The organism is Nocardia sp. CA-107356 (assembly GCF_050946365.1).
In the GTDB taxonomy this organism is placed as follows: Bacteria; Actinomycetota; Actinomycetes; order Mycobacteriales; family Mycobacteriaceae; genus Nocardia.
Genome location: NZ_CP191992.1, coordinates 1,327,417 through 1,344,641, shown reverse-complemented (window position 1 = coordinate 1,344,641; position 17,225 = coordinate 1,327,417). Strand labels below are relative to the sequence as shown.

At 65.7% G+C, this 17,225-nt stretch carries 17 protein-coding genes; 10 read left to right on the top strand and 7 right to left on the bottom strand.

Annotated elements, in window-relative coordinates; genetic code table 11:
• Positions 1-106 precede the first annotated feature (106 nt).
• Both ACQP1G_RS06110 and ACQP1G_RS06105 read left to right on the top strand, forming a co-directional pair.
• Positions 107-1,753, top strand: a complete 1,647-nt coding sequence (locus tag ACQP1G_RS06110; protein ID WP_433199189.1) for a fatty acyl-AMP ligase — start codon at positions 107-109, stop codon at positions 1,751-1,753.
• Between the two features lie 136 nt (positions 1,754-1,889).
• Positions 1,890-2,498 carry a hypothetical protein gene (locus ACQP1G_RS06105; protein ID WP_433199187.1) on the top strand — a complete coding sequence of 203 codons (609 nt, stop codon included), beginning with the start codon at positions 1,890-1,892 and terminating at the stop codon, positions 2,496-2,498.
• Here ACQP1G_RS06105 and pth read toward each other — a convergent pair.
• Both pth and ACQP1G_RS06095 read right to left on the bottom strand, forming a co-directional pair.
• Positions 2,495-3,076 carry an aminoacyl-tRNA hydrolase gene (gene pth, locus ACQP1G_RS06100; RefSeq protein WP_355176648.1) on the bottom strand — a complete coding sequence of 194 codons (582 nt, stop codon included), beginning with the start codon at positions 3,074-3,076 and terminating at the stop codon, positions 2,495-2,497. The two genes, ACQP1G_RS06105 and pth, sit on opposite strands and share 4 nt — an antisense overlap.
• A 24-nt stretch (positions 3,077-3,100) precedes the next feature.
• Complete coding sequence (locus ACQP1G_RS06095; protein ID WP_433199185.1) at positions 3,101-3,706, bottom strand: 50S ribosomal protein L25/general stress protein Ctc; 606 nt, start codon at positions 3,704-3,706, stop codon at positions 3,101-3,103.
• Between the two features lie 302 nt (positions 3,707-4,008).
• On the opposite strand from ACQP1G_RS06095, the gene ACQP1G_RS06090 reads away from it, so the two are divergent.
• Positions 4,009-5,652, top strand: a complete 1,644-nt coding sequence (locus ACQP1G_RS06090; protein ID WP_433199183.1) for a peptide chain release factor 3 — start codon at positions 4,009-4,011, stop codon at positions 5,650-5,652.
• Positions 5,653-5,662: 10 nt separating this feature from the next.
• Here ACQP1G_RS06090 and ACQP1G_RS06085 read toward each other — a convergent pair whose 3' ends face one another.
• Both ACQP1G_RS06085 and ACQP1G_RS06080 read right to left on the bottom strand, forming a co-directional pair.
• Positions 5,663-6,217: a nuclear transport factor 2 family protein gene (locus tag ACQP1G_RS06085; RefSeq protein ID WP_433199181.1), complete on the bottom strand. Its 555-nt coding sequence runs from the start codon at positions 6,215-6,217 to the stop codon at positions 5,663-5,665.
• Positions 6,218-6,317: 100 nt separating this feature from the next.
• Entirely contained in the window at positions 6,318-7,202 is an 885-nt protein-coding gene (locus ACQP1G_RS06080) for an Abi-alpha family protein (RefSeq protein ID WP_433199179.1), read from the bottom strand.
• A 379-nt stretch (positions 7,203-7,581) separates the two neighbouring features.
• On the opposite strand from ACQP1G_RS06080, the gene ACQP1G_RS06075 reads away from it, so the two are divergent.
• Positions 7,582-8,856 (top strand): DUF445 domain-containing protein, encoded by a 1,275-nt coding sequence (locus tag ACQP1G_RS06075; protein WP_433199177.1) that lies wholly within the window; start codon positions 7,582-7,584, stop codon positions 8,854-8,856.
• Entirely contained in the window at positions 8,853-9,761 is a 909-nt protein-coding gene (locus tag ACQP1G_RS06070) for an Abi-alpha family protein (RefSeq protein ID WP_433199175.1), read from the top strand. Before ACQP1G_RS06075 ends, ACQP1G_RS06070 begins: the two co-directional genes overlap by 4 nt.
• A gap of 278 nt (positions 9,762-10,039) precedes the next feature.
• Here ACQP1G_RS06070 and ACQP1G_RS06065 read toward each other — a convergent pair whose 3' ends face one another.
• Positions 10,040-11,833 (bottom strand): ABC-F family ATP-binding cassette domain-containing protein, encoded by a 1,794-nt coding sequence (locus tag ACQP1G_RS06065; protein ID WP_433199173.1) that lies wholly within the window; start codon positions 11,831-11,833, stop codon positions 10,040-10,042.
• 338 nt (positions 11,834-12,171) lie between these two features.
• Between ACQP1G_RS06065 and ACQP1G_RS06060 the strand changes: the two genes are divergently transcribed.
• Positions 12,172-13,020, top strand: coding sequence for an LLM class flavin-dependent oxidoreductase (locus tag ACQP1G_RS06060; RefSeq protein ID WP_433199171.1), 849 nt, complete (start codon positions 12,172-12,174; stop codon positions 13,018-13,020).
• 2 nt (positions 13,021-13,022) lie between these two features.
• Here the strand turns inward: ACQP1G_RS06060 and ACQP1G_RS06055 are convergent, their stop codons facing one another.
• Both ACQP1G_RS06055 and ACQP1G_RS06050 read right to left on the bottom strand, forming a co-directional pair.
• Positions 13,023-13,958 (bottom strand): 4-(cytidine 5'-diphospho)-2-C-methyl-D-erythritol kinase, encoded by a 936-nt coding sequence (locus ACQP1G_RS06055; protein WP_433199169.1) that lies wholly within the window; start codon positions 13,956-13,958, stop codon positions 13,023-13,025.
• A gap of 76 nt (positions 13,959-14,034) precedes the next feature.
• A complete protein-coding gene (locus ACQP1G_RS06050) occupies positions 14,035-14,805 on the bottom strand; it encodes an SDR family oxidoreductase (protein ID WP_433199167.1) in 771 nt (256 codons plus the stop codon).
• A gap of 76 nt (positions 14,806-14,881) precedes the next feature.
• On the opposite strand from ACQP1G_RS06050, the gene ACQP1G_RS06045 reads away from it, so the two are divergent.
• From ACQP1G_RS06045 to ACQP1G_RS06030, 4 genes are all read left to right on the top strand, one after another.
• On the top strand, positions 14,882-15,487 hold the full coding sequence (locus ACQP1G_RS06045) for a TetR/AcrR family transcriptional regulator (protein WP_433199165.1): 606 nt from the start codon (positions 14,882-14,884) through the stop codon (positions 15,485-15,487).
• Between the two features lie 172 nt (positions 15,488-15,659).
• On the top strand, positions 15,660-15,866 hold the full coding sequence (locus ACQP1G_RS06040; RefSeq protein ID WP_420772437.1) for a heavy-metal-associated domain-containing protein: 207 nt from the start codon (positions 15,660-15,662) through the stop codon (positions 15,864-15,866).
• Positions 15,866-16,762: a hypothetical protein gene (locus tag ACQP1G_RS06035; protein WP_433199163.1), complete on the top strand. Its 897-nt coding sequence runs from the start codon at positions 15,866-15,868 to the stop codon at positions 16,760-16,762. Before ACQP1G_RS06040 ends, ACQP1G_RS06035 begins: the two co-directional genes overlap by 1 nt.
• 103 nt (positions 16,763-16,865) lie before the next feature.
• Entirely contained in the window at positions 16,866-17,225 is a 360-nt protein-coding gene (locus tag ACQP1G_RS06030; RefSeq protein WP_433199161.1) for a hypothetical protein, read from the top strand.

Below are 17,225 nucleotides of genomic sequence, written 5' to 3'. Positions count from 1 at the left end.
CGCCTCCCCAACGGAACCGTTAACACGACGCAGAATTGGCGGGATAGTTGGAAGCAGGCCGGTTCATAATTTCCGGCCATCGCACCGGGGTATCAGGGAGTTGGACTTGAGCAGGTTCACCGATGAGATGTACGCGACGGCGCAAACCTCGGTCCGCGGGCTGGTGACCGGGGAGCCGACTGCGCCGCTGCGGCAGACATGGGGCGAAATCCACCGGATCGCGCGACGGATGGCGGGTGGACTCGCGGCGGCCGGAATCGGACACGGCGACGCGGTCGGCGTGCTGGCCGGTATGCCGGTCGATATCGCACCGGCCTGTCAGGGCATCTGGATGCGTGGCGCATCGATCACCATGCTGCATCAGCCGACGCCGCGCACCGATCTGGTGATCTGGGCCCGCGATACCGAGACCGTCCTGTCGATGATCGACGCGCGCGCGGTGGTGCTCGGCGCACCCTTCGAGGCGGCCGAACCGCTACTGCGCGAGCGCGGTATCACCGTGGTGCGCATCGACCAGCTACGCGATAGCCCGGAGGCCGATCCGGTACCCACCGTCGAGACCGATATCGCCTTGCAGCAATTGACCTCGGGATCGACCGGATCGCCGAAGGCGGTGCGGATCACGCACGGCAATTTCTACGTCAACGCCTACGCCATGTTCGATCGGGTGAAGTTCCAGCTCGACGAGGATGTGATGATCAGCTGGCTGCCCCTGTTCCACGATATGGGCATGGTCGGATTCCTCAGCGTCCCTATGCAATTCGGTGCCGAAGTGGTCTGTGTGACGCCGATCGACTTCCTGATGCGCCCGCTGCTGTGGGCCGAGCTGATCGACAAGTACCGCGGAACCGTCACGGCGGCACCGAATTTCGCGTACTCACTGCTGGCCCGAAGACTCAAGCAGGCCGAGGACGGCGCCTACGATCTCAGCAGCGTCCGGTACATGTGGAACGGTGCCGAACCCGTCGACCCGGACACCATGGAGGCGCTCGCCACCGCCGGAAAACGCTTCCGACTCAACCCACTGGCGCTGACACCGGTCTATGGCATGGCCGAAACCACACTGGCCGTATCGGTTCCGGATCCCGGGTTCGGGCAGGTACTCGACATTATCGATGCCGACCTGCTGGAGGCACTCGGCAAGGCTGTGCCGGTACACGATCCGCACGGCGGCCACGCCAACGTCCGTCGCCTGCCCACACTCGGCTATCTGGTCGACAATCTGGAGGGCCGGATCGTCGACTCGGAACGCCAACCACTGCCGATCCGTTCCGTCGGTGTGATCGAACTGCGTGGTCCCGCAGTCACTTCGGGCTATGTCACCGTCAATGGCTTCCGTCCCGCACTGGACGCGGACGGCTGGCTCGATACCGGAGATATCGGCTACTTCACCGATGAGGGCCTGATCGTGGTGTGCGGCCGGATCAAGGACGTGATCATCATGGGCGGGCGCAATATCTATCCCACCGATATCGAGCGCGCCGCGATGCGGGTGGCGGGCGTGCGCCCCGGCAACGCCGTCGCGGTCCGTTTGGACGCGGGAGAAAAGCGCGAAAGCTTCGCCGTCGTGGTGGAAAGCAACGATTACCAGAACACCGACGAGGTCAAACGCATCGAACGCGAGATCGTGCACTCGGTGTTCTCCGAAGTCGGCGCCCGCCCCCGTACCGTCGCCGTGCTCGGTCCGGGCGCCCTTCCGAAAACCTCCTCGGGCAAACTCCGCCGCTCGGCCACCGCCATCCACCTGCGCTGAATCGATGAATTCCGTTCGCGCGCAGGGGCTTGCACACACCGAGACCCCGCGCTCGAACGGAGATCAGCGACCGACCCCCGGCCTGCGAGGCGCATAACGCGCGACATGGTGTGCGCGGATGCGAGAGGCTGTCGATATGGACGAAAATTCCGATCGCCGAGCCGCTTTCGAAGCCGCGCTCGGATCCGAATATTTTGCACTGCAAGGCGTGCGAGCCTCCAGCATCTCCGAAGCCGGGACCCGTGCGTCACTGTTCTTCACCACGCTGACCGGGACATTGCTCGCGCTCGGGTTTCTGGCGGGCACCACCGATGCGGTCGCACCCGTGGCCTACGCGAGTGTGCCGATCGTGATCGTCCTCGGCACGCTGAGTTTTCTGCGGCTGGTCGATATCGCCATCGAGGATGTCGTCGCCCTACAGGCGATGCAGCGCATTCGCACCTATTACGCGGAAATCTCGCCCGAGGCGGCGGCATACTTTCCGATGCCGCGCACCGAAGGTGAGGTCAATACCCTGCTCGATACCGGAGCCAGCCGGGCACGCTGGAAGGGGACACTGACCACGGCCGCCGCCGTCGGCACGGTGGTCTCATTAACTTTCGGTGCGGCAACGGCTTTCGCGCTGGCAGACCTCGGCGCACCGGTAACGGTAGCGGTAGTGTTCGGCATCGTGATCGCCATTGTGTTCGGCGGCTTGATGTTTCGCTATCAGGATCGCCGCTTCGTGCAATCCGTGCCGGACTAGTGCAGCTGGTTCTGCGCCGGTTCGAGCCCGACCCGCAGCAGCAATTCGACTGCGTCCGCGGCCTGTTCGACGATCACCGGAACTTCCTTGCGCTCCGCCGACGAAAACGGTTTGAGCACATAGTCCGCCGGATCCTGGCGGCCGGGCGGGCGACCGATGCCGATGCGGGTGCGCAGATAGTCCTTGGTGGTCAGAGCACTGGACACCGACCGCAACCCATTGTGCCCGCCCTCGCCGCCGCCGCGCTTGAGCCGCACCTGGCCGAACGGCAGGTCCAGTTCGTCGTGCACGACGATCACCTCGGTCGGCGGCACCGAGAAGAATTTCGCCAGCGCCGCGACCGGACGCCCGGACAGATTCATGAACGACCGCGGTTTGGCGATCAGCACCTGACGTCCGTCCAGCCGGGCCTGCAGTAGGTCGGCACCGGACTTCTTGTGCACGGCAAAACGGCCGCCGACGCGCTGTGCGAGCACGTCGGCGACCAGAAAGCCGATATTGTGCCGGGTGCGCTCGTATTCGGGACCTGGGTTGCCAAGTCCGACCACGAGCGCGGGCCCGGTCGAGGATTCGGTCATGCGGATAACCGACCCGGGGAGTTCTTACTCGGCGCTCTCGGCCTCGGCGGCGGCCGCAGCGGCCTCCTCGGTCTCCTGCGCGGAGGCCGGGGCGGCGATGATGTTGACGATCAGGGCCTCCGGGTCACCGGCGAGGGTGACACCCTTCGGCAGGGCGATCTCGCCCGCGGTGATCTGCGTACCCGCCTCGACACCCTCGATCGAGACCTCGATGGACTCCGGGATGTTCAGCGCGTCGGCCTCGATGGACAACGTGGTGGTGTCCTGGGTGACCAGGGTGCCCGAGCCGGCCTCGCCGGTCAGCGTGACGTTCACATCGGCGGTGACCTTCTCGCCGCGCTTGACGATCAGCAGGTCGGCGTGCTCGATGTAACGGCGAATCGGGTGCACCACAACGGATTTGGTCAGCGCAAGCTGCTTCTTGCCGTCGATGACGAGGTTCAGCACCGCGTTGGTGCCGTGCTCGCGCAGGATGGCGGCGAAGGCTTGGGCGTTGAGCGAGAGGTGCTGCGGGTCGGCGGCGTGGCCGTACAGCACGGCGGGGACGTTGCCCGCGCGACGGGTGCGGCGGGCTGCACCCTTGCCGAACTCCGTGCGGACGGCGGCTTCGAGAAGGTTGGCGTCGGACATGACTGGATCTACTCCCTACGGCTCTTCCGGGCTGTCAACAGTGCGCCAGGGACTGCTATCCACCCTGGCAAAGGTTGGTCTATTCGTCGGGCGAAGACCGAACGAGGACGGCCGAGAGCCGCGCCGCGTCGATCACGGTGAACGCATAAAGGTCTGCGGTCACCCTCGCCGAGACAACCCGAACACCATAGCGCAACTGTTTATCTCCAGATGAATCGGGTGGTCGTACTCGCCGGATTCCCGTTACCCGGGTCGCGTACGCTGGAGCGGTTGCCGATCGGCCGTCTGAAAGGTTGTTGAAGTTGACCGCGTCCACTGAGGGTGTCGTCGCGCCCGCCCCACGTGGGTTGCCCGCCGAGGTCGCCCGACGGCGCACATTCGCGGTGATTTCCCACCCCGACGCGGGCAAGTCGACGCTCACCGAGGCGCTCGCACTGCACGCCAAGATGATCTCCGAGGCGGGCGCGATCCACGGTAAGGCCGGACGCCGCTCGACCGTATCGGACTGGATGGAAATGGAGAAGGCGCGCGGAATCTCGGTGAGTTCCACCGCACTCCAGTTCAATTACCGCGCCGCTGGCTCCGATATCGATAACGTCATCAACCTGGTCGACACCCCGGGCCACTCGGATTTCTCCGAGGACACCTACCGCGTGCTCACCGCCGTGGACGCCGCCGTCATGCTCATCGACGCCGCCAAGGGGCTCGAGCCGCAGACGCTGAAGCTGTTCCAGGTCTGCCGCCATCGCGGCATCCCGGTCATTACGGTGATCAACAAGTGGGATCGGCCCGGCCGCGCGCCGCTGGAACTGCTCGACGAGATCAACGAGCGGATCGGGCTCACCCCAACGCCGCTGTTCCTGCCGGTCGGCATCGCCGGTGACTTCCGTGGCCTGCTGCGTCGTGGCCAAGAGGGCGAGGCCGTCGAATACATCCACTTCACCCGTACCGCGGGCGGCGCGACTATCGCACCGGAGGAGTCGATAGCCCCCGAAGCCGCACAGGCCCGCGAGGGTGAGGCGTGGACGACCGCGGCCGAGGAGAGTGAACTGCTCTCCGCCACCGGACAGGATCACGATCAGGAAATGTTCCTGGCCGGGCAGACCTCCCCTGTTATCTATGCCTCGGCGATGCTGAACTTCGGTGTGCGGCAGTTGCTGGAGACCTTGGTCGCGCTGGCGCCCGCACCCGGCTCGCGTGCCGATGTCAGCGGTACGTCGCGCGACACCACCGATCCGTTCAGCGCGGTCGTATTCAAGGTGCAGGCCGGAATGGATTCGGCGCACCGGGATCGGCTCGCGTTCATGCGGATCGTCTCCGGCGAATTCGAGCGCGGCATGGTCGTCACGCACGCCCAGACCGGTCGGCCGTTCGCGACCAAATACGCGCTCACCGTCTTCGGCCGGGAGCGCTCGACCGTAGACACCGCCTACCCGGGTGATGTGGTCGGCCTGGTCAATGCCACCGCGCTGGCGCCGGGGCACACGCTGTTCGTGGATAAGAAGGTGGAGTTCCCGCCGATCCCGTCCTTCGCACCGGAGCATTTCGCGGTGCTGCGCGCACAGAGTGCGGGCAAGTACAAGCAGTTCCGCAAGGCCATCGATCAGCTCGATTCCGAGGGTGTGGTGCAGGTGCTGCGCAATGACGCGCGCGGCGATGCATCACCCGTACTCGCGGCGGTCGGGCCGATGCAGTTCGAGGTGGTTACCGCACGGATGCTCGCGGAGTTCAACGTCGAGACCCATATGGAGCACCTGCCCTACACGCTCGCCCGGCGCACCGATGCGGAGTCGATGGCCGAACTCGACCGGCAGCGCGGGGTCGAGGTGTTCACCCGCTCCGACGGGGTGCTGCTGACTCTGTTCAGCGATAAGTGGCGGCTGCAATACATCGAGAAGGAGCATCCGAAGCTCACGCTCGAACCGTTGGTCGCGGCGGCGGACTGAACGCCCGCCCTCAGCCCGCTTCGGGTTCGGCTTCCGTCGCCGGTTCGGGCTCGCGGCGCAGCGGAGTAGTGGGCTCGCGTTCGACCGACGCGATGCCGTCCTCGCGCGCGATCAGCCCCCAGCGACTCGAGGTCAGCCGCAGACTCGGCAGATCGCTGAGCGAGAGCACCACCTCGTAGGTCCGCTCGTAGCCGGTGTGCGCGATGCGCCAGCGACCGTCCTGGCAGCGCACATAGCGATCGGAATAGAACGCGGCGCCGCGCAGCAGCATGTTGTGCGCCGGTATGAGCACGGTGTCGGCGAGATACCAAGTGCCGGTGGCGGTATCACCGACGACGTCGATCTCCGGATGGTCGCACCTGTGCTCGGTGATGACATGGGGACCGAGGGTGTTGCGCATGAACGCCATGAACGCGTCCCGCGACTCGAACTGCAGGTATTCGCTGTAAGTGGCGGTCGCCTCGGGAATCATGGTGTCGGCAAATTCATCCCATGACTTGGTATCGAGGGCGCGCAGATACCGAAACTTCAGGCGACTGATCGCTGACACAGCATCCTGATCCATACCCCAACAATCCCATTCGAAGCCGCCGCGCTACACGATTTGGGAGATTTGTATCAGATTGCTATCACTCGTAGTCGATAATCCGCCCCTGACGCGGTGTTCAGTTGCCGATGGTGAAGCAGGTGTTGCAGAAGTCGCTGCCGAACTCCGTCAGCCGCAGACTCTTGCGCACGATCTTGGGCGCGCGCCCGGCCTTCTTCAACGCCGCCTCGACCACCGGCTGCACCTCGAGCACCATGTATCGGCTCAGCACCACCGGATCCTCGGAGACCTGGGTCAGCCCGAGGCGGTTGAGATTGATCAGATAGGTGCGGGCGCGGTCCGGATAGCGGACACCCGCCTGCTCGGGCACCGAGGTCAGATCCCCGGTCACCAACTCCGAGCCGATGCCCAGCGGACGATTGGTCCGCACATCGACCGACGGCTGCGGACCGTTCAACGCCATGAACCGCAGGATGCGCGCCTCGTCCGGAGCCAACTCGTCGAGGATCCGGTCGTAGGCGGGGTGCACATCCTCGGTGAAGTAGACATCGGCCGAGCGGGCCAGCAGCGCATCGCCGCGGCGACGCAACTCCTCGCTGCTCGCCGAGCGCAGCGGTGCGCCGACGCCGATGGCCTGCTGCTGCGGCGGCGGCGCACCGTTGGAAGTCGGTACATAGCTGACGATTTCGCGCACCGACCCCTCGGTGACGCCGAGCGCGCTGCGCGCGATGGAGCGCAGTGCATTGCCGGTGCGTTCGGCGATATCGGCCGACGACTCACCGTCCAGTGCGGCCTGGGTGATCTCCTTGGTCACCTCATAGGTCGTCTCCACGGCCCACTGACTGCCGCGCACCACGGTGCCCGCCGCGAGGCCCGCCGCCCGGAACACGCCGCGAATCAGCCGCGCCTCATTGCTGATCTGCCGCTGTTCGACATCCGAGCTGCGCTCCACCGAGCGGGAACCGGCCCGGGCCACGTCCTGTCCGGTCCTGTCGTCTGTCACGTTCTACTCCGATGTATTGCCAAGTGAACGAATACGCCCACAGATTATTGCCCGCAAGCCTTCCAGGTATGCCTAACCGCGAGCCGAGTGGGCCAGCACTCACGTCGACCCCTGCTGTCGAACGTGTGGTGGTCGCCATTGTCTCCGGCGTCAGTTGACACTACGACATTCTGGACACACAGTGTGACTGATGTCTCAGACAATCGGCTGTGGCCCGGGACACTCGCGGTGGACCAGGCTCTCCGCTCACAGTAGGGTCCGTCTGCCGACTGGGTGCTAGTTTGGGTTGCCGGTGAGGCGGCGGTCACCGGTGTATCGGCAGGAGGGTGTCGTGTTAGAGAGCTTTTTCGGGATTCACCCGACGATCCTCCTCGAGTTAGTGACTATCCCGCTTTTCACTGGAATCATCGGCTACATCACCAACTGGACCGGCATCCTCATGCTGTTCAAGCCGGTCGCCTTCCACGGTGTGCATTTACCCGGACTGCGTGCGCTGTTTCCCTTCCTGCCCAAACGAATTCAGGTGCTTCCGCTACTGAGCTACGACGGCCGAATCGGCTGGCAGGGCATCGTGCCGTCGCGCGCGGACAAAATGGCGAGCATCGCCGTCGACAAGGGCCTGGCAAAACTCGGCAGCGTCGCCGACTTCTATCGCGAACTGGAACCGGACAAGCTCGCCGAACACCTCGCCAATATCGCCGATGCGCAGATCAAGGACATCGTCGAAGAAATCCTGCGCCGCGAGCATCCGCAACTCTGGTACAACTTGCCGACCGGGGTGCGCGAGATGATTCACGCGCGGGTCCGTCAGCAGTTGCCCGATATTCTGCGCGAGCTGACCGGGGAATTGGGCGCCAATATCGATCAACTGCTCGACGTCAAGCAGATGGTCATCCGTTATTTCCAGGCGCGACCGCACCTGCTCAACACCCTTTTCCAGGTGCTCGGCGCCAAGGAACTGCGTTTCATGCAGAACTTCGGTTTCTACTTCGGCGCGCCGATGGGTGTTGTGCTGGTCGGGATCCTGCATGTGACCGGCTGGTCGACGCTGGTGGTGCTGCCGGTCGGTGGCGTCATCATCGGCTGGGTGGTCAACTGGATCGGCCTGAATATGATCTTCGCGCCCGCCTACCCGAAGTGGTGGTGCCCGTGGCGGCAGGGTCTGCTGATCAAGCGGCAGTCCGAGATCACCGACGGCTACGCCGAATTGGTCTCCAGCCAGGTCATGACCGTCGCCAACATCGGCGACGAACTGCTCAACGGCCCGCGCTCGGACCGCACCATGCAGATGCTCGAGGACACGCTGCGCCCGGCCGCGGACCGCGCGCTCGGACCCGCCAGACCCGCCGTGAAGTTCATGCTCGGCAGCCGCGAGTACGACTCGCTGCAGTCGACGCTGACCACCGAGGCGATGTCCATCGCACCGATCGCCTTCGCCGATCCGGACTTCAACGTCCAGCAGGGCAGGCAAATCAACGACTACATCGCCAAACAGATGTCGGCCCTGTCGCCCCCGGACTTCGTGGATATGCTGCGATCGGCCATCAAACAAGACGAATGGCTGCTTTTTCTGCATGGCGGCGTGTTGGGGCTCTTCGCCGGATACGCTCACATCCTGATCTTCGGAACGGGAGTGGCGACATCATGGCTATGACGGAATCTGGCGGCGACGATCTGCGAGCCGCCGGGCAGGGCTCTGAGCACGTGGAGCACTCCGAGGTAGCCGAAACACCCCGGCTCTCAACGGAAATCGCGCGGCTGCCGACCACCTCGGCCGAGGTCGAATCCCACAAACGGCAACCGGGTTCGGTGCGCAAGACCGTCCGCGCGACCACCGGAGTCGCCCGGGTCGCGGTGACCGCCGCCGCCGAAGTGACCGCCTGGGGCATCGATACCGCACTCGGCGTCGGCGCGGCCGTGGTGCGAGGCAGTATCGCGGGGAATCCACCGCGCGAGGTCTTGGCCGAGGCCGAAGCCGAGGTCCGTGACGCGGTGCGTCGCGCGCTGCGCCTGCCCGCCACACCGGATCAGCCGACTCCCGACGCCGTTCCCACGTTGCGCGAGCAGGGCGCCGCATTGCTGCGCCTGTCGGCGAGCACACAGGGCGAACACCACGAAACCCACCCGGCCTTCGCCCATATGCTCGAGGAGCTCACTCCCGACGAGGCACGCATCCTGCGCTTCCTGCATCTCGACGGTCCGCAGCCCTCGATCGACATCCGCGCCGGACGTCCGCGCAGCCTCGGCGTCGAGCGGATCGTCTCCGGCCTCAACCTGATCGGCGAGCACGCGGGCCTGCGCTTTCCGAACCGCATCCAGCAGTACCTCCCCAACCTGCGCCGCCTCGGCCTGATCGAGTTCGCCAAGGAACCCGTCGGCAACCCGAACCGATACCAAATCCTCGAGGCCCAATCCCCGATCCGAGAAGTATTGAAGCGCTCCGGTTTCGGCACCAAGGTCTACTACCGCAGCATCACCCTCACCGGCTTCGGCGCCGACTTCGTCCAAACCTGCCTACCGATAGTCGTCCAAGACGGCCGCGCCTGCGGCACCGACTGACCCACCGCGCCGGATCCGCCGCCGCTCCCCCGCACGAGCGTAGTCAAACGGCGGTCCGCCACCATCGACTGTGAAATGGCGCCTCAAAAGGCCAACGCCAACAACCATTTGACACCCGCCATAGAGAGCCCGACACGAGCGCAGCCACATGGTTACGGCCCCGGCGAGGGTAGTCAGATGGTGGCTCGGAAGGCCGGTGGCAACGACCATTTGAACTACCCTCGGCGGGATACGGGCCAGGCCGCATTGGGGGGTGGGGGGCTGGTGAGCGGGCGGGGTCAGGCGCCGTCGGCTAGTTCTAGCCAGCGCTCCTCGGCGGTTTCTTTTTCGGCAAGGACCTGTTTGAGCTCGGTGCCGAGGGTGATGAGTTTGTCCGGGTCGGTGGCGGCGTCGGCCAAGGCGGTGTGCAGGCGTTGCTCGCGTTCGGTGAGCTTGTCGATGGCGCGCTCCAGTTTGGCCAGTTCTTTGCGAGCGGCGCGGTAGGCGGCCGAATCGGTGGCGGGGGTTTCGGCCGGCTTGGTGTCGGTGCCGGATCGCGTTGCGGCGGAACTCGATACGGCGCGCTTGTTCAGGTACTCGTCGATACCACCGGGGAGATTGGTGAGTTTGCCGTCGCCGAACAGGGCCCAGGTGGAGTCACAGATGCGCTCGATCAGGTAGCGGTCGTGGCTGATCACGACCAGGGTGCCCGCCCAATTGTCGAGGAGGTCCTCGAGCTGTTGCAAGGTGTCGATATCGAGGTCATTGGTCGGCTCGTCGAGGAGCAGCACATTCGGCTCGGCCATCAGGATGCGGGTCAGTTGCAGCCTGCGCCGCTCGCCGCCGGATAGGTCGCCGACCGGGGTGCGCTGGCGGGCCGGGGTGAAGCCCAGGCGCTCGGCCAGCTGCCCCGCGGAGATCTCCTTGTCGCCCAGCATGATTCGCTGCGCAACCTGCTGCACCGCCTCCAGCACCCGCAGGTCGGTCGGCAGGTCGTCGAGTTCCTGACGCAGCCAGCCGATCTGGACCGTCTGGCCCTGAATGCGTTTACCCACAGCAGGTTCGGCCGCACCGGCCAAAGTGCGCAGCAGGGTCGTCTTACCGGAGCCGTTCACCCCGACCAGGCCGACCCGCTCCCCCGGTGCGAGGCGCCAGGTCAAGTCGCGCACCAACTCTCGGCCGTCCGGCGTCGTCAAGGTGGTGCCCTCGAGTTCGATGACGACGCGGCCCAGGCGCTTTCGCGCGAACGCGGCCAGTGAGACGCTATCGCGCGGCGGCGGCACATCGGTGATCAGCGCCTCGGCCGCCTCCACCCGATAGCGCGGCTTCGAGGTGCGGGCCTTCGCGCCGCGCCGTAGCCAGGCCAGCTCTTTGCGCGCCAGGTTCGCTCGCCGGGCCTCGGTGGCATCGGCCTGCCTGGCCCGCTCGGCGCGCGCAAAGATCCAGTCGCCGTAACCACCCTCATAGCTCTCGACCTTGCCGCCGACCACTTCCCAGGTATCGGTGGCGACGGTGTCGAGGAACCAGCGATCGTGGGTCACGACCACCAGAGCGCTGCGGCGGTTGAGCAGGTGTTCGGCGAGCCACTGCACACCCTCGACATCGAGGTGGTTGGTCGGCTCGTCGAGAACGAGCAGATCGAGTTCGCGGACGAGCGCGGCGGCCAATGCGACGCGGCGGCGCTCGCCACCGGACAGATTGTCGACGGACGTATCCAGACCGAGGCCCTCGATTCCGATACCCGCCATTATCGAACGAATACGCGGATTCGAGGCCCATTCGTGTTCGGCAACATCATCTGTCATCGCATCATCGGCGAGTCCGGCCAGCACGACGGAACCGACGGTCGCGCCGGGTGGCAGCACGCCGCGCTGGGTCACCACCGCAATCCGCAGCCCACCGACCCGGCTCACCCGGCCGCTGTCGGGCGGCTCCAGACCGGTCAGCACCTCCAACAGGGTGGTCTTGCCGCCGCCGTTGAGGCCGACGACACCGATCCGCTCGCCCGCGTGGATGCCGAGCGATACGTTGTCCAAGAGCGGCTTGATACCGAAACTCTTGGAGACCTGCTCGAGGTTGATCAGGTTGGACATGGATCCTGCTAGCCCGCCTCTCCGCGTATTTTGCCGGCCGTCAGAGCCTACTCACCCACCGTCGCGGACCGGCGGTCGCGGTCCAGGCCCGGTTTTGGGCGTACCCGACGAGTTATCCATCTCCTTACGAAATCGTCTACCAGGACATGCGCCCCGGTAGACGCGAGAGAGGACTTGCGGAACGAACGACGTTCGTTTACGCTACTTGTAGCGAACATCGTTCGTTACGAACACAGTTCAATCGGCGCTCTCGAAGAACAGCCGCAGAATGGGAGCCCCACCTCGCGTCGAGGTGAGCGGGCGGCACAGTTCAACTACCCCTTACCCGGAGGTTTCTCATGCATATCGGTCTTGGTCTGCCCATTTCCGATCCCGCCGCGCTGCTCGATTGGGCCCGCCGCGCCGATGCGGGCCCGTTCTCCACCCTCGGCCTGCTCGACCGTCTCGTCTGGGACAACCCCGAGCCGCTGATCGCGCTCAGCATGATCGCGGGCGCCACCAGCCGCATCAAGGTGCAGACCGAGGTGCTCATCGCACCACTGCGCGAGCCCGCGCTGCTCGCCAAGCAGGCCGCCACCCTCGACCGCATGTCCGGTGGCCGCTTCGTGCTCGGCCTCGGCGTCGGCGGTCGCGCGGACGATCACATCGCCTCCGACACCGACCTGCGCACCCGCGGTCGCCGCCTGGACGAGCAGTTGGAGATCATGCGCCGCCTGTGGTCCGGTCAGCCGCACAGCGCCGACTGCGGACCGATCGGCCCGGCACCGCTGCTTCCCGCCGGCCCCGAGGTCCTCTTCGGCGGCTTCCAGCCCGCGGCCATCGATCGCGTCGGCCGTTGGGGCGGCGGATTTCTCGCCGCCGCGGCACCGTCCTGGGCCGGAGGACTCTTCGATGCCGCCCGTCGCTCGTGGAAGGAACACGGCCGCGACGGCGAGCCTCGTATCGTCGCCCAGGTCAATGTCGCACTCGGCGCGCCCGACCTGATCGAAGACGCCCGCACCTCGATGGGCGACTACTACGAATTCAGCGGTCGCGCCGACTACATGGTCGCGGGCATGCTCACCACACCCGACGAGATTCGCACGGCCATCGGCCAATTCGAAGATCTCGGCGCCGATGAGGTCATGCTCTACTGCTACGGCCGCGACGCCGACCAAGTAGACCGTCTCGCCGAGGTCATCGCATAACGTCAGCGCTTACCAGGCGTGTCACTGCTGATGACCCTGGCACCCGAGACCGGCCCGCTGGCAGTGCGCACGCTGCGGCACACACCCGCGCCGGCGAGTTCGGCGGCCACCGCCACCGCGCCATCCTCACTGTCACACAGGAACGCGCAGGTCGGACCGGAGCCGGAGACCAATCCGGCAAGCGCACCGGCGCCGACGCCAGCGCGCAGCGTCCTGCGCAGCTCCGGCTTCAGCGATAAGGCCGCCGCCTGCAGGTCATTACCCAGCAGGGGCGCAAGCTGTTTCGGGTCTCCGGAGGCCAGCGCCTGCATCAGCGCCTGCGGCTCGCCGAGCCGGGGCGGGGTGCCGTTCGCACGTAGTCGGTCGAGTTCGGCGAAGACGGCGGGCGTGGACAACCCGCCCTTCGCCAGCGCGAGCACCCAGTGAAAAGTATTGCGGGACAACACCGGAAGCAGCCGCTCACCACGGCCGGTGCCCAGCGCCGTGCCGCCGTGCAGCGCGAACGGCACATCGCTGCCGAGTTCGGCCGCGACCGCGAACAATTCGTCGCGGGTCAGCCCGACGTCCCACAGCTCGTTGAGGCCGACGAGCGCGGCCGCGGCGTCCGCACTGCCGCCCGCCATACCGCCAGCGACCGGAATGCCCTTGTTGATGGCGATTTCCACCAGCGGCGCCCGCCCGGCCAGGTGCGCGACGCGCACGGCGGCCTTCCAGACCAGATTGGTGCGATCGGTCGGCACATCGTCGGCGCCTTCGCCGCTGACTCGGACGGTCAGCGCGGCGGCGGGCGCGATCTCCAGATCGTCACTGAGCGATAGCGCCTGGAACACGGTGGTCAGATCGTGATAGCCGTCTGCGCGCACATCGCCGACGCCGAGATGGAGATTCACCTTGGACGGGGCGCGCACTATGACGGGACTCGGCACAACTGACAACACGGTGCTCAAGCCTATCCGCTGGGTCCGACAGGTGCTCGGCTCGAGCTGAGACATTCATCCGCCCTGTGTCGGACGGTTACAACAGGGCCCCGCCGGTGGCATCGATCCATTGTCCGGTGACCCAACGTGAGTCGTCGGAGGCGAGAAAGGCCGTGATATCGGCGACGTCGCCGGGCTGACCGACGCGGTTCAACGGGGACCATCCGGCGACCAACGCCTGGGTCTCGTCATTGCGCAGCCAGTTCGCGTTCATATCGGTATCGATCACGCCGGGCGCGACCGCGTTCACGGTGATGCCGCGTGCGCCGAGTTCCTTTGCCAGCGTTTGGGTGAACGTATCGATCGCACCCTTGGTCATCGTGTATGCGATCAGCTGCGGCATTCTCGCCCCGTGCGTGAGGCCGGTGGAGAGATTGATGATGCGGCCGCCGCTGCGCAACCGATCCAGCCCCAGCTTGGTCACGAAGAACGGCGCCTTCGCGTTGACGGCGAAGACCCGGTCGAAGGAGGCCTCGTCGGTGCCGCCGATCGGTTCGCGGATGCCATCGATACCCACGTTATTGACGATGATGTCCACGCCGTCGGCATGCGCGTCGAACGCGGCCCACAGTGCCGCGGCATCGCCGGGCACGCCGAGTTCGGCCCTGATCGCGAATGCCGAGCCACCCGCGCCCTCGATGGCGGCGACGGTCTCCTTGGCCGCCTGCTCATTGCCGTTGTAGTGCACGGCGACGCGCGCCCCCTCCCGACCCAGCCGTTCCGCGATGGCCCGGCCGATGCCGCGGCTGCCGCCGGTTACCAGTGCCGTCTTGCCGTCGAGCCGATCCGTTTGCAGCAGTGCATCCATGGCGAGTTCCTTTCTCTAGCGATCACTACAGAAGCGACGTTAGCATATTATCTAGCGACCGCTATAGAATGATGGGGTGAGTGCACCGACCAGGGGGCGACCCCGCTCGTTCGACCGGGATGCCGCGCTGGAAAAGGCGCTGCGACTGTTCTGGGCGCGCGGCTACGAGGCGACCTCGATCGGCGATCTGACCGCGGCGATGGGAATCGGCGCACCGAGCCTGTACGCCGCATTCGGCGATAAGGCGACACTGTTCAGCGAGGTGGTGCAGGTCTTCGGCACGCGCTACGGCGGATTCATCGCGCGTGCCCTCACCGAGGAGCCGACGGCCGAGGCGACGGTGCGGCGAATTCTGCGCGAGGCGGCGACGGAGTACACCCGACCCGATTGTCCACACGGCTGCCTGGTGATGAGCGCGGGACTCAACACCACCAGTACCGAGATCGCCGAGATGCTGCGCGTGATCCGCAATCGAAATGTGGAGAGGTTCGCCACGCGTATTCAGGCGGATATCGATGCGGGCTTGCTTGCACCCGATACCGATGCGGCCATGCTCGCGCGCTACGTGGGCACGGTTTTGCAAGGTATGTCGCAGGCGGCCCGGGACGGCGCGAGTCCCGCCCAGTTGGAGCGGGTCGCCGAATTGGCCATGCACGGTTGGTCTTCCACAGTTCGAGCCTGAACACGCCGCCGACCCGGAAACTGCTGGACGATGGGGAACTATCCGACCTTCCGGCACGACTGGTCGATGAGCAGGGCAACCCCACTTGCACTCAATACCCATGGGGGGTATGTTCATTTGCGTCGGGGATACCCCCGGACCGTATGATCGCATGCGAGCGAAGGAGTCGGACATGGCCACGAGCACTTACACCGTCACGGGGATGACCTGCGGACATTGCGTCAGCTCGGTCAAAACGGAGATCGGCAAGATCGACGGGGTGACCAGCGTGGACGTCGACCTCGCCACCGGTGCCGTCCGGGTGGACAGCGCCGCACCACTCGCCGATGCCGATATCGTCGCCGCCGTGGACGAGGCGGGGTACGAGGTCGCCGTCTGATGCAGGACCGGCTGAAGTTCGCCGCGGTCGGTGGCGGACTCGTCGCGCTGTTCGGTGTCGCGCTCGGAATCGGCGCCCTGGTGGGCGATCCGACCGGGTCGACACCGGACCACGGCGCGATGACGCACACCGAACAGGACGCCGGGCTGTCGGATTCACGATCCGGCTACACCCTGGGCGACCTGACCGCACCCGCGGATCCGAATCAAGCCGGTGCCCTGCGTTTTCGGATCATCGGACCGGACGCAATGCCGGTCACCCGATTCACCACACAGCACGATAAGAAGCTGCACCTGATCGTCGTCCGGTCGGACACCGCCGGATATCGGCATGTGCATCCGACCATGGACGACACGGGCACCTGGTCGATCGATTGGAACTGGGCGACACCGGGCACCTACCGTATCTTCGCCGATTTCGTCCCGGAACAGGGTCCGGGCGACCTGGTCCTGAGCCGCACCATCACAGTGGCGGGAACGGCTGCGACACAGCCACTTCCGCCCGAGTCACGGTCGGCGACGGTGGACGGCTACCAAGTGCATATGACCGGCGACCTGAGCACCGCGGGCAGCGAACTGCGCTTCACCGTGACGCGCGACGGCGCACCGGTGACCGATCTCGAACCGTATCTGGGTGCGTATGCGCATCTGGTTGCGCTGCGCGCCAACGACCTTGCCTACCTGCACGTCCATCCGATGGGCGAAGTCGGCCATACACCAGCGGGTCCAGCGGTCACCTTCCATGCACAGGCCCCGAGTGCGGGCGTATATCGGCTGTACCTAGACTTCTCACACGGCGGTGTCGTGCATACCGCGGAATTCACCGTGCGCGTCGAATTATCCACAGCGCCATCCACATCCAATGGTGGACACCATTCGGGTGGCGCTCACTCGTGACCGCAGCCGCCGACCGGCGCTCGATCGAGCCCGAATCGGCGTGATGACCTGCACTATTGTGCGGCGCCGAGCGCAAGGTGGCTCAGCCGACTTCGCTGAGCCCATGGCGACTGTCACCTTCGTGTCAACAAAGGCAAAAGTTCGTTATCCACAATCTGTTTCGGCCGAGCAGACGGAGGCGCTGGTGACGACAGGCGTCCTCCTGCCCCACCAGCAACAGAAACCGACCAGTCTGCCCCAGGTGCAGCGCGAGCGGCGCGAGCGCGAATATCTTTCGCCGCCTTCAGCACCATTGCACTACATGGGTTTCCAAGCGCACACGTGGGTCATCCCGCCATGCTCGCACGCTTCGACCGCCCCGCGATCTGCCGCCAGGTCAGCGATGATTCCGACCAGCCCCGTCCGCTGCGGGCTGCGCACCCAACCAATAACGTTCACCCGCAACGAGGTTCACGCGGGCTGA

Coding starts and splice junctions, on each gene's coding strand:
- ACQP1G_RS06060 (WP_433199171.1), top strand. CDS start 12,172: ATGCATATCGGTCTTGGTCTGCCCATTTCCGATCCCGCCGCGCTGCTC.
- ACQP1G_RS06035 (WP_433199163.1), top strand. CDS start 15,866: ATGCAGGACCGGCTGAAGTTCGCCGCGGTCGGTGGCGGACTCGTCGCG.
- pth (WP_355176648.1), bottom strand. CDS start 3,076: ATGACCGAATCCTCGACCGGGCCCGCGCTCGTGGTCGGACTTGGCAAC.
- ACQP1G_RS06085 (WP_433199181.1), bottom strand. CDS start 6,217: ATGGATCAGGATGCTGTGTCAGCGATCAGTCGCCTGAAGTTTCGGTAT.
- ACQP1G_RS06070 (WP_433199175.1), top strand. CDS start 8,853: ATGACGGAATCTGGCGGCGACGATCTGCGAGCCGCCGGGCAGGGCTCT.
- ACQP1G_RS06065 (WP_433199173.1), bottom strand. CDS start 11,833: ATGTCCAACCTGATCAACCTCGAGCAGGTCTCCAAGAGTTTCGGTATC.
- ACQP1G_RS06105 (WP_433199187.1), top strand. CDS start 1,890: ATGGACGAAAATTCCGATCGCCGAGCCGCTTTCGAAGCCGCGCTCGGA.
- ACQP1G_RS06040 (WP_420772437.1), top strand. CDS start 15,660: ATGGCCACGAGCACTTACACCGTCACGGGGATGACCTGCGGACATTGC.
- ACQP1G_RS06095 (WP_433199185.1), bottom strand. CDS start 3,706: ATGTCCGACGCCAACCTTCTCGAAGCCGCCGTCCGCACGGAGTTCGGC.
- ACQP1G_RS06050 (WP_433199167.1), bottom strand. CDS start 14,805: ATGGATGCACTGCTGCAAACGGATCGGCTCGACGGCAAGACGGCACTG.
- ACQP1G_RS06030 (WP_433199161.1), top strand. CDS start 16,866: ATGGCGACTGTCACCTTCGTGTCAACAAAGGCAAAAGTTCGTTATCCA.